Source organism: Serratia sp. PL7 (assembly GCF_945957435.1).
The window spans coordinates 199,665-211,593 of record NZ_CAMFLB010000012.1 but is presented as its reverse complement, the minus strand read 5'-3'; the positions used below and the strand labels follow the sequence as shown (position 1 = coordinate 211,593).

Sequence of the window (11,929 nt, the reverse complement as noted above, 5' to 3'; positions counted from 1 at the left end):
GTCGAGCCCGGTCAGGCCCGCAGACTACAGCGCCAGCGCTCTTTTCACCGGCGCGAAGCTGCGGCGGTGATGCTCGGTGGCGCCCAGCGCGGCCAGCCGCTCCAGGTGGAAGGCGGTCGGGTAGCCTTTATGCTGCGCGAAACCGTAGTCCGGGAACTCGCTGTCCAGCTCGGCCATTTCGCGATCGCGCGTGACCTTCGCCAGAATGGACGCCGCGCTGATCTCCGCCACACGGCTGTCGCCCTTCACCACCGCCTGCGAACGCATCGGCAGGTTCGGGCAACGGTTACCGTCGATTAAAACCATGTCCGGCGCGATATGCAACCCGGCCACCGCGCGCTGCATCGCCAACATGGTGGCGTGCAAAATATTCAGCTGGTCGATTTCCGCCGGTTCGGCGCGCCCCAGGCTCCAGGAGAGCGCCTTGGCGACGATTTCGTCATACAGCGCCAGGCGGCGTTTTTCACTGAGTTTCTTGGAGTCCGCCAGACCGACGATCGGCTGCGCCGGATCGAGGATCACGGCAGCGGTGACCACCGCGCCGACCAACGGGCCGCGGCCCACTTCGTCCACACCGGCAATCAGCGTGGCAGCGGGATAGATAAAGGGTTCAATCATGCTTTCGCCAGCTCCAACACAGCCTGAGCGGCCTGTTCGTCCGCACCGCAACGAATGCTTTGGTGCAAGGTAAGGAAAGTTTGTTTCAGCGCGTCGGTTTCCGGGCTCTCTTCCAACAGTGGCATCACGGCGGCGGCCAGTTTGTCCGGCACGCAGTCATGCTGCAGCAGCTCGGTGACAATTTCGCGCCCCGCCAACAGATTCGGCAGCGAAACGTAAGGCGTTTTCACCAGCTTCTGCGCCAGCCAGAAAGTGAACGGCTTCATGCGATAGCCCACCACCATCGGGCACTTGGCCAGCATGCACTCCAGCGCCGCCGTGCCGGACGCCAGCAGCGCCGCGTCGCTGGCGATCATCGCCTCGCGCCCCTGGCCGTTCAGCAGATGTACCGTCAGATCCGGCGCAACCTCGGCCTTGATGCGCTCAAACTGCTCGCGCCGTTTGGCGTTAACCAGCGGCACCACCACTTCCAGCTCGGGATAACGCGTGCGCAGCAGCTGCGCGGTTTTGAGGAAGTCGGCGCTCAGCATCTCGACTTCGGCGCCGCGGCTGCCCGGCAGCAAGGCCAAACAGCGCGCCTGCGGAGCGATGCCAAGCTGAGCACGCGCCGCCAACCGATCGGGCTGCAGCGGCATGGCGTCCGCCATGGTGTGGCCGATAAACCGGCAAGGGACGTTGAAACGATCGTAAAACGCTTTTTCGAAAGGGAGAAAGGCCAGCACCAAATCGGTGGCTTTGCCAATTTTGAAAACGCGCTTTTGCCGCCAGGCCCACACGGACGGGCTGACGTAGTGGATGGTGCGAATGCCGCGCTGCTTGAGGCGGCCTTCCAGCGTGATGTTGAAGTCCGGCGCGTCGATGCCGACAAACACGTCCGGCCGCAGCTCACCGAAGCGGCGAGTGAGATCCTTGCGGATCTTCAAGAGGCGTGGCAAGCGCTCGAGCACTTCCACCACGCCCATGACCGCCAGCTCTTCCATTTCGTACCAGGCTTCGCAGCCTTCGGCCTGCATTAGCGGACCGGCGACGCCAACGAAACGCGCGTCGGGGATCTGCGCCTTGAGCGCGCGGATCAAACCGGCGCCGAGAATGTCACCGGAGGTTTCTCCGGCGACCAGTCCGATAGTCAATGGACGATTCGACATAGCTCAGCGAATGATGCCGCGGGTGGAACGGGTGAAGAAATCGAGGTACTGCTGCACCACCGGCTGCTCTTTGGCCAGGGCTTCGATTTCCGCCTTCGCTTCATCCAGCGTTTTTTCACTGCGATACAGGATTTTGTAGGCGTTGCGGATCGCCTGCATTTCATCCTTATCAAAACCGCGGCGCTTCAGGCCGACCGCGTTGACGCCAAATGGCGTAGCGTGGTTGCCCTGAGCGATGACGAATGGAGGCACGTCCTGAGCGACACCGGAACAACCGCCTACCATCACATGCGCACCGATAATGCAGAACTGGTGGATCGCCGTCATGCCGCCGATAATGGCGTGATCGTCGATTTCCACATGCCCCGCCAGCGTGGCATTGTTGGCCAACACGCAAGAATTGCCGACCACACAGTCGTGGGCAACGTGCACATTGACCATCAGCAGGTTATCGTTGCCCACTTTGGTCAGGCCGGTGCCCTGCGCAGTGCCGCGGTGAATGGTGACGCTTTCGCGGATGCGGTTGCGATCGCCCACTTCAACGCGCGTCGGTTCGCCTGCGTATTTCAGATCCTGGTTCACTTCACCGATGGAAGCGAACTGATAAATCTGGTTATCGCAGCCAATCTTGGTAATACCGTTCACCACCACGTGGGATTTCAGCACCGTGCCGGCGCCGATTTCCACCTGGGAGCCGACGTAGCAGAAAGGGCCGATATGCACGTTGGCGCCGATCACGGCGCCCTCTTCGACTATCGCGCTAGGATGGATAAAGGCGGTTTGGTCAATCACGGATTAAGCCTCCCGGCTGCGGGCACACATCATGGTTGCTTCGCAGACAATTTTACCGTCAACGGTCGCCACGCCTTTGAAGCGAGTCAGACCGCGGCGAGTTTTCTCGAAGGTGACTTCCATGACCATCTGATCGCCTGGCACCACAGGGCGCTTGAAGCGTGCTTCGTCGATACCGGCGAAGTAATACAGCTCGCCCGGCTCCAGTTTGCCGACGCTTTTAAACGCCAGGATACCGGTGGCCTGCGCCATGGCTTCCAGGATCAATACGCCTGGGAAAATCGGTTTGCCAGGGAAGTGGCCCTGGAAAAACGGTTCGTTCACCGATACGTTCTTCACCGCACGCAGATATTTGTGCTCTTCAAACTCGAGGACGCGGTCGACCAGCAAGAACGGGTAACGGTGAGGAAGCAGATCCAAAATTTCTGCAATATCCAGAGTATGAGTGTCAGTAGTCAAAATACTCTTCCTGTCTCTAAAAACTGATGGCATCAACAACACGGCCTGCGCTGACCCCAAAAGGAGATCATCATGCAGGCCGCAAATTAACATCTCTTTGCGCTTTTGGTCTCACGACCAACGCGTTTCGTTTTGTACCCGCTAGGGCGGGCGGCAATGATTAGTCTTTTCCGACTTTACGTTCGACAGCTTTCAAGCGTTTGCTGATCTCATCGATATTCATCACCAACGCAGCGGTTTTACGCCAAACCTTGTTAGGCTGCAACGGAATGCCCGAAGAGTATACCCCAGGTTCGGTGATTGGTCGCATAACCATTCCCATTCCGGTGACAACCACCTTGTCGGCAATTTCCATGTGACCGTTGATCACGCTGGCACCGCCAATCTGGCAGTAGCGGCCGATTTTCAGGCTGCCGGCCATGATCACACCGCCGGCGACGGCGGTATTGTCGCCAATCACGACGTTATGTGCAATCTGGCATTGGTTGTCGATGATAACACCATTCCCGATTTGGGTGTTATCCAAAGCGCCGCGGTCAATGGTGGTGCAAGCGCCGATTTCGACGCGATCGCCGATAATCACCGTGCCCAACTGAGGGATTTTGATCCACTCGCCGCGCTCATTCGCATAGCCGAAACCGTCTGCGCCGATCACGGTGCCCGACTGGATCAGGCAACGCTGGCCGATTTCGACCGCATGATAAATCGTGACGTTCGCCCACAGACGCGTTCCCGCGCCGATGCGTGCGTGTTTGCCGATGAAGCAGCCCGGGCCGATAACCACGTTATCGCCAAGCACCGCACCCGACTCGATCACCGTGTTCGCCCCAATGGCGACGTTCTGCCCCAGCTGCGCTTCAGGTGAGATCACCGCGCTTGGCGCGATATCCTGGGCCGGCGACGGCGTGGTGTCCATCAGCTGCGCCATGCGCGCATAGGTCAGGTAAGGGTTCTTAACCACCAGCGCCGCAGCACGGCAGTGTGGTAAATCCGCTTCGGTAAGCACCACGGCGCTTGCCTGGCAGGAAGACAGCTGCTCTTGATAGCGGCTGTTTGACAAAAACGTGATTTGGCCAGGCTGTGCCGAATGCATAGAAGCAATGCCGGTGATGACGAGATCGCCATCACCGTGCAATTGTGCATCCAACTGCTGCGCTAAATCAGCCAGTCGAATTGAAAGCATGTGTTATTTAACCTGTTTCAGCACGTCAGCAGTGATATCTTTGGAAGAGTCTGCATAGGCAACGGCGTTGGCGTCGATCACCACGTCATAACCGCCTTTGCTGGCGACAGATTTCACCGCGTCCTGAATGCGGCTCAGGATCTTGTTACGCTCTTCCATCTGGCGACGACGGTTGTCCTGCTCGAAAGCCTGCGCTTTCTGAGAGAACTGCTCGCGCTGCGCCATCACGTCTTTTTCCAACTTGCTGCGATCGCTGGCTTTCATGGTAGCGCCGTCACGCTGCAGACGCTGCATTTTGGTCTGCAGGCTACGTTCCATGTTCTGGAGTTCGCTTGCACGGCCTTTAAACTCGTTTTCCAGCTGTTTAGCGACCGTTTCGCGGGCCGGCAGCTGTTGGAAAATGCTGGAGACGTTAACGACAGCGATCTTATCTGCTGCCTGAACGCCAGCTGAAGCAGCCATTGCTAAACCGAGGCCTGCGGCACACAACCACTTTTTCACTATAAACTCCTTACCATCACCCATTTGTGTCATATGACACTGAAGTACACAATTTGCCAGACTTGTCCCACCAAACAATGAGAATCATCTCCCTCTGCCGGCGGGCGCCTGGCCATTGCGATTCTTAATAACTGTTATGCCCAGAGGCGAGACCCGTTACCAGGTCTTACCGATGTTAAACTGGAACTGTTCGGACTTGTCGCCTTCGTATTTCTTGATCGGGTTGGCGTAAGAGAACACCAACGGCCCCAGTGGCGACATCCACTGCAGCGCGATACCGGCGGAAGAACGAATATTACTGGCTTTGCTGTAGTCCGGCACGCCGTACATCAGCGTTTCGTTGGTATTCTTCCACTTGGTGTCCCACACGGTACCGGCATCGATGAACAGCGACGTCCGCACCGAGTTGGCGTATTTCTCGCTGATGAACGGCGTCGGGGTGATCAGCTCCAGGCTGGCGACCGCCATGGCGTTACCGCCTACCGCGTCATCCGAGCTACAGATGCTCTGACGATCGGTCGTGCTGCCGGCGTTGAACTGACACTGGTACGAGTTGGAGTTGTAGTACACCGCCTTCGGACCAATGGTGTTGGACTGGAAGCCGCGCACGGTGCTCGAACCACCGGCATAGAAGTTCTCATAGAACGGCATTTCCTTGCCGCCCAGCCCATCCGCGTAACCCAGACGGCCGCGACCCAACAGCACCCAGGTGCGGTCGTCGTTGATCGGCACGTACTGTACGCTGTCCAGCGTCACCTTGTAGTATTCGTTGTCCGAGCCCGGAATGGTGACCTTGCCGTTCAACGTGGTGCGGTTACCCGAGGTCGGGAAGTAGCCGCGGTCCAGGTTGTTATAGGTCCAGCCCAGGTTCAGCGTAAAGTCGTCCGTCGAGTAGCTGGCGCGGTCGGTCTTGTTCGCATCCACGCCCATCGAGTCGAGGTAACGCCACATGGCGATCTGCGGCTGCATGTTCGACAGACCGTTGTGGACGTAGCCCAGGCCGGTGCGCAACGAGTTGTTTTCGTTGATCGGGAAGCCCAGCGTACCGTCGATACCGTAACTCTTGTTGGTATAGTCCGACAGATCCGCGTCATCCGCCTTAAAGTCGTTGTAGAAGATGCGGCCGCCCAGGCTCACACCGTCAACGGTGAAGTACGGGTTGGTGACCGACAGTTCGGTATAGGTCTGGTAGTCGTTCTTGGTGCCGCTGATGCCGACCGAGTAGCCGGTACCCAACCAGTTATCCTGCTGCACGCCGGCCTGGAAGCTGACGCCGCTCTCGGTGCCGTAACCGACGCCGAAGTTAAAGGTACCGGTGTTGCGTTCTTTCACCTTATAGGTCACGTCGACCTGATCGGCGGTGCCCGGCACGCGCTGGGTTTCCACGTCAACCGTTTCGAAATAGCCCAGACGGTTCAGACGCTCTTTACCCTGCTCGACCTGCTCGTTGCCGAGCCAGGCGCCTTCCATCTGGCGCATTTCGCGACGCAGTACGGAATCCTTGCTGGTGTCGTTACCTTCGAACTTGATGCGACGCACGTAGAAGCGGTTGCCCGCGTCAACGTTGACGTGCAGCTTGACGGTTTTATCCGCGTCGTTGATCTCAGGCTGAGTGCCGACGCGCGGGTAGGCGTAACCATAACGGCCCAACATCGTTTTGATGTTGTCTTCCATTTTGGTCACCTTGCTGCCGTTGTACAGCTCGCCTGGCTCAATTTTGGTGATCTGAGCGACTTCCGCCGAGTGGCCGGCCAGGTTGCCGTTCACGACAACATCGGAAAGCTTGTACTGCTCGCCTTCGGTGATGTTGATGGTGATGTAGATGCCTTTTTTATCCGGCGTCAGGCTCACCTGGGTAGAATCGATGTTGAAGCGGGCATAGCCGCGATCCAGATAGAAGCTGCGCAGGGTTTCGAGATCGCCCGCCAGTTTCTGCTTCTGGTATTTGCGGTCGCCGACCAGGTTCCACCACGGCACTTCGTCACGCAGTTGGAAGCGTGAGATCAGTTCGTCGTTGGTGAAAGCATGGTTGCCGACGATGTTGATTTGTTGAATCTTGGCGGAGACCCCTTCCGTGAACACCAGTTTCAGGTCGACACGGTTGCGCGGCAACGGCGTGACTACGGCTTTCACCGAGGCGCTGTATTTACCGACGCTGTAGTAGAAGTCTTCCAGCCCTTTTTCAATGCTGGAGATCGTGGTGCGGTCGAGCGCCTCGCCCACCCGGACGCCGGAGGCTTCCAGGTTCTGCTTGAGCATGTCATCTTTCACCGACTTGTTGCCGGAGAAAGTGATGCTGGCGATGGTAGGACGTTCCTTCACCTGCACGATCAAGGTATTACCATCGCGCAGTACGCGCACGTCCTCGAAGTTGCCGGTGGCAAACAAGGCACGAATGGTATTACTGATGTCATCGTCAGTGACAGTATCGCCGACGCGAACCGGCATGTTGAGTAACGCCGCACCGACGGCAACTCGCTGCAGGCCTTCGAAATGAATGTCTTTCACTACGAACCCGTCTGCACCGTATACGGTGGCGCTGCCAAACAGCAGCGACGCTATGAGCAACTTTTTCATCGCCATCGTTGTTATGCGTTCTTCCTAACCTATCCCCGCCCCTAGAGGCGGGAAAAATCATTGAAAAGTGCAAGACCCATCAACAACACCAGCACGATCGAACCTATGCGGTAGCTGTAGTCCTGTACTCGCTCGGAAACCGGCCCACCCTTCAGCTTTTCTATCGCCAGGAAGAGGAGATGCCCACCATCTAACACCGGTAATGGGAACAGGTTGATGATCCCCAGGTTGACGCTAATCAACGCCAGGAACATCAGATAATACACGAATCCGACTCCGGCTGACGCCCCAGCTCCCTGTGCAATCGAGATCGGGCCACTCAGGTTGTTCAGCTTTACATCACCGGTTATTAATTTGCCCAGCATGTTGACCGTCAGCCGCATCAGCTGCCAGGTCTTGTCGCCGGCCTGATACAGCGCCGGGAACGGTCCATACTGGCGAATCGTCTTATACTCTTCCGGCAGCGGCAGCACCTTTGGAATGATGCCTGCAAACCCCACCGATTTGTCTTTTCCCACCGGCTTTGTATCCGGTATCAGCGTCAAAGACAAGGGGGCGCCGTTTCTTTCAATCTCCAAAGCCAGCGGCTGCCCCGGGCCATCGTGGATACGCTTCACCAGCGTCTGCCAACGACCCAACGGCTGACCATCGACTTTAACGATCCTGTCCCCCGCTTGTAAACCCGCCTTTTGCGCCGCCGAGTTAGGCTGCACTTCCGCCAACACGGATTCGATCTGCGGGCCGCGCGGCATAATGCCCAGCGCGACAACGGGATCCTGCTTGTCCGGTTCAAAGTTCCACTGGCGCAAATCCAGGGTTTTGGTCACCACCTGCGAAGAGCCGAACGGCGCGACGCCGACTTCGGTTTGCGCATCGCCAATCTTCGCCACCAGCGCCAGACGAACTGATTCCCAATCAGGCGTTTCGATGCCGTCAACCGACTTTAGTTCCATGCCAGACGAAATTTCGGCCTTGGCGGCGATGGATTGCGGCGCGATTTCGCCGATCACCGGGCGGAAACTCGGCACGCCGATGATGAACACCAGCCAATAGGCAAGGATAGCAAACAGGAAGTTGGCGATGGGGCCGGCGCTGATGATGGCCGCGCGCTGCCAGACGGTTTTGTTGTTAAAGGCCTGATGGCGCATTTCCGGCGCCACCGACTCCACGCGCTCGTCCAGCATCTTCACGTAACCGCCAAGCGGGATCAGAGCGATGACGTACTCGGTGCCCTGGCGATCGGTACGGCGCCACAGCGCCCGGCCGAAGCCGATGGAAAAGCGTTCAACGCGCACGCCGCAACGACGGGCAACCCAAAAGTGTCCGAACTCATGCACGGTAATCAAGATACCGAGCGCAATCAGAAACGCCACCAGGTTCCAAAGCACGCTGACCATCATCCCTCACTTTCCGTCATCGACGGATTAAAACACCAACAGCATCATGCAGGCAAACACCGGCACCGCCGCGGTCAGGCTGTCGATACGATCCAGTATGCCGCCATGACCGGGAATCAAATGCCCGCTGTCCTTGATGCCCGCTTCGCGTTTGAACATGCTTTCGGTCAAATCGCCCAGCACCGAAGCCAGCGCGGCGATCACCGAACAGGCCAGCAGCGTGGTCGGCACCACGTTCAGCGGCGCATAGCGGCCGAACAGCCACGAGATCACCGCCGACGTCAGCAGCCCGCCGATCAACCCTTCCCAGGTTTTACCCGGCGAGACCTTCGGTGCCAGTTTATGCTTGCCGAACAGCTTGCCGAACATGTAGGCGCCGGAATCCGCGCCCCACACCAGCAGCATCACGTACAGCAGCCACCAGGCGCCGGTAAACGGATTTTGCTCGTAGCCGAACTGGCGCAGCGCCAGCATGCCCCAGAAGAACGGCACGATGGTCAGCAAACCGAACAGCAGGCGCAGCGGGCGCGAATTGCGCCAGATAGAGGCCGAGCCGGGATAGAACAACACCAGCAGCAACGCCGCCAGCCACCAAGCCAGCGACAGCCACAGCGAGCCGCTTATCTGCGGCACGGATTGATGGTAAGCGGGGACGCTGAGCATCATCAACGCCAGCAGAAAACCGCACAGTATCGCCAACCAGATGCGCTGCGAACGGGAGGTAAAACCGGCCAATTGGCCCCACTCCCAGGCTGCTAACATGCACACGACGAGCGTTACCAGAGCAAAGGCCAGCGGCGGCAACAGGAACAGCGCCGCGATAACGATCGGGATTAAAATCAGAGCAGTTATGAGGCGATACTTCAGCAAAAGTTCTCCCTAGGACGCATCGGCGCCGATAGGTGTTGTTCCCCCGAAGCGGCGCTCACGTTGTGCAAATGCATTCAGCGCACCTTCAAAGACAAGTTCATCGAAATCAGGCCAGAGCACATCAGTAAAGTAAAGTTCAGCATAGGCGATTTGCCACAGCAGGAAATTACTGATGCGATGCTCGCCACCGGTGCGGATAACCAGATCCACCGGCGCCAGGTCGCTCATGCAAACCCGCTCGCTCAATAATTCCTCGCTGATCTGATCCGGGTGCAACTCCCCTACCCGTACCTGTTCGGCCAGTTCCCTTACTCCCTGAATGATATCCCAACGGCCACCGTAGTTGGCAGCGATATTGAGCGTCAGGCCATCGTTATTTTCCGTCAGTGCCTCAGAGCGGCGGATCCGCTCCTGCAAACGCGCGCTGAATCGGCTGATATCGCCGATCACCCGCAGCCTGACGTTATGTTTATGCAGGCTTTTTACTTCACTATCCAGAGCGCGGACAAAAAGCTCCATCAGGGCGGAGACTTCCTGCACCGGACGGTTCCAGTTTTCGCTGCTGAAGGCATAAAGCGTGAGTGCATCTAAATGGTGGCTGGCGGCAAAACTGACCGCGCGGCGAACCGATTTCACCCCTGCTTTATGACCGAAGACACGTAACTTGCCCTGACGTTTGGCCCAGCGTCCGTTACCGTCCATGATAATGGCGACATGGCGCGGCCCCTGGGAAGATGGATTAGCCTCTTGTTGGTTTGCGGACGACATAACTCGTACTTATTTCCTCAGTAGAAATATAACTGCCTTTCCGGAACATCAGGCCCTTACGCGCAAAAAAAGCCGTGTGCCCGACACGGCTTTCAGCCTGCCCTCGCGATACCCGGCACAGCCGGGCCGCCATTGGCGCACAGAGCGCCAATCGGGCCATAATTCAACGGTATAACCGCTGACAGGTGGCGCAGACTATACCACCTCAGCGGGGCATGAACAAACGGCCCCGCTGCGGCACGCGCGAATTACGAGCAAAATCGGATAATCGCCGTGATCAGCCGCACAACGCGCGAACGCGCTCCTCGGCAGCGGCGCGCGCCTGACGGTCAATGTCTAAGACCGCGTCGATGCAGGTCGGTTCCTGCAGCGCGAGACGTTCCACCACCTGGCGGTTGACCGCGGCAATGTCGGTAAAGCGGATCTGCTGCTGCAAAAATGCCGCCACGGCGATTTCGTTGGCCGCGTTCAGCGCGGTGGTCGCCGCCTGACCGGCCTCGAACGCCTCGATCGCCAAGTACAGGCAAGGATAACGTTCGCGTTCCGGTTCGGCGAAGGTCAGCGAACCGATGCGGCAGAAGTCCAGCGCTTCCACGCCGGAGTTCACGCGCTGCGGATACGCCATCGCGTGGGCGATCGGCGTGCGCATATCCGGCGTCCCCAACTGCGCCAGCACGCTGCCGTCGGCATAGCGCACCATCGAGTGAATCACCGACTGCGGGTGCAGGATCACTTCCATTTGCTCGGCCGAGGCGTTAAACAGCCAGCGGGCCTCAATGTATTCCAGACCTTTGTTCATCATGGTGGCGGAATCCACCGAGATCTTGCGGCCCATCGACCAGTTCGGGTGGGCGCAGGCTTGATCCGGCGTCATCGCGGCGAACTGTTCCAACGGCGTGGTGCGGAACGGGCCGCCGGAACCGGTAAGCACGATGCGCGAAACACCATGACTGTCCAATGAAGAGTATCCCAACTGACGCTGAATGTTCTCAGGCAAACTCTGAAAAATTGCGTTGTGCTCGCTGTCGAGCGGCAGCAGTTGCGCCTGGCTTTGCCGCACCGCGTCCATAAACAGACGGCCGCAGGTGACCAGCGATTCTTTGTTGGCCAGCAGTACCTGTTTGCCGGCGCGGATCGCCGCCAGCGTCGGCAACAGCCCCGCAGCGCCGACGATGGCCGCCGTCACTTGATCGACGTCATCCAACGCTGCCAGCTCGCAGGCCGCTTGTTCTCCGGCCAAGACTTCGGTAGCGACACCGTTTTCCGCCAGGACAGCGCGCAGCTCGCGCGCGGCGTTTTCATCCGCCATCGCGGCGAAGGCGGGCCGGAATTCCATGCATTGCTGCGCCATGACCGCGACGTTACGGCCGGCCACCAGCGCTTTGATCGCAAAACGGTCGGGATTCGCCCTGACCACGGCCAGGGTACTGGTCCCTACCGAGCCGGTCGAGCCAAGAATGGTCAGTTGCTTCATGAGTTCACTCTGAATAACTGTCTGATGAGATCGGAGGTGTTCCAGTGTGGAACCTTGGACACCGCTTGTCCATGATCTTTCAGTACGATGAAACGGGATCTGCGCCACAAAAAACAAAGCGCCGCCCAGGCGACGCTTTCTTTCT

Annotated in this window: 11 protein-coding genes; all 11 read right to left on the bottom strand. The window is 58.5% G+C overall.

The genetic code is table 11. The annotated features are described in order from the left end of the window. Positions 1–24: 24 nt before the first annotated feature. The 11 genes from rnhB to ispC all read right to left on the bottom strand — a co-directional run bounded on the left by rnhB (position 25) and on the right by ispC (position 11,784). Positions 25–618, bottom strand: a complete 594-nt coding sequence (gene rnhB / locus N6G83_RS34275; protein ID WP_049195379.1) for a ribonuclease HII — start codon at positions 616–618, stop codon at positions 25–27. Beyond that, positions 615–1,763: a lipid-A-disaccharide synthase gene (lpxB, locus tag N6G83_RS34270; RefSeq protein WP_004931967.1), complete on the bottom strand. Its 1,149-nt coding sequence runs from the start codon at positions 1,761–1,763 to the stop codon at positions 615–617. Before lpxB ends, rnhB begins: the two co-directional genes overlap by 4 nt. 3 nt (positions 1,764–1,766) lie before the next feature. Then, positions 1,767–2,555 carry an acyl-ACP--UDP-N-acetylglucosamine O-acyltransferase gene (gene lpxA / locus N6G83_RS34265; RefSeq protein ID WP_025304029.1) on the bottom strand — a complete coding sequence of 263 codons (789 nt, stop codon included), beginning with the start codon at positions 2,553–2,555 and terminating at the stop codon, positions 1,767–1,769. Positions 2,556–2,558: 3 nt separating this feature from the next. Further along, a complete protein-coding gene (gene fabZ / locus N6G83_RS34260; protein WP_004931962.1) occupies positions 2,559–3,014 on the bottom strand; it encodes a 3-hydroxyacyl-ACP dehydratase FabZ in 456 nt (151 codons plus the stop codon). Between the two features lie 160 nt (positions 3,015–3,174). After that, a complete protein-coding gene (gene lpxD, locus N6G83_RS34255) occupies positions 3,175–4,197 on the bottom strand; it encodes a UDP-3-O-(3-hydroxymyristoyl)glucosamine N-acyltransferase (protein WP_197781365.1) in 1,023 nt (340 codons plus the stop codon). A gap of 3 nt (positions 4,198–4,200) precedes the next feature. Beyond that, positions 4,201–4,698 carry a molecular chaperone Skp gene (skp, locus tag N6G83_RS34250; protein ID WP_025304031.1) on the bottom strand — a complete coding sequence of 166 codons (498 nt, stop codon included), beginning with the start codon at positions 4,696–4,698 and terminating at the stop codon, positions 4,201–4,203. Positions 4,699–4,854: 156 nt separating this feature from the next. Continuing rightward, positions 4,855–7,281, bottom strand: a complete 2,427-nt coding sequence (gene bamA / locus N6G83_RS34245; RefSeq protein ID WP_033639522.1) for an outer membrane protein assembly factor BamA — start codon at positions 7,279–7,281, stop codon at positions 4,855–4,857. Positions 7,282–7,316: 35 nt separating this feature from the next. Further along, the gene (gene rseP / locus N6G83_RS34240) at positions 7,317–8,672 is read right to left on the bottom strand and encodes a sigma E protease regulator RseP (RefSeq protein WP_025304033.1); all 1,356 of its coding nucleotides are present in this window, start codon (positions 8,670–8,672) and stop codon (positions 7,317–7,319) included. Between the two features lie 27 nt (positions 8,673–8,699). Further along, positions 8,700–9,542, bottom strand: coding sequence for a phosphatidate cytidylyltransferase (cdsA, locus tag N6G83_RS34235; protein ID WP_025304034.1), 843 nt, complete (start codon positions 9,540–9,542; stop codon positions 8,700–8,702). Positions 9,543–9,551: 9 nt separating this feature from the next. Next, positions 9,552–10,310 (bottom strand): (2E,6E)-farnesyl-diphosphate-specific ditrans,polycis-undecaprenyl-diphosphate synthase, encoded by a 759-nt coding sequence (gene ispU, locus N6G83_RS34230; protein ID WP_025304035.1) that lies wholly within the window; start codon positions 10,308–10,310, stop codon positions 9,552–9,554. Between the two features lie 277 nt (positions 10,311–10,587). After that, the gene (gene ispC, locus N6G83_RS34225; protein ID WP_049296151.1) at positions 10,588–11,784 is read right to left on the bottom strand and encodes a 1-deoxy-D-xylulose-5-phosphate reductoisomerase; all 1,197 of its coding nucleotides are present in this window, start codon (positions 11,782–11,784) and stop codon (positions 10,588–10,590) included. Positions 11,785–11,929: the final 145 nt, after the last annotated feature.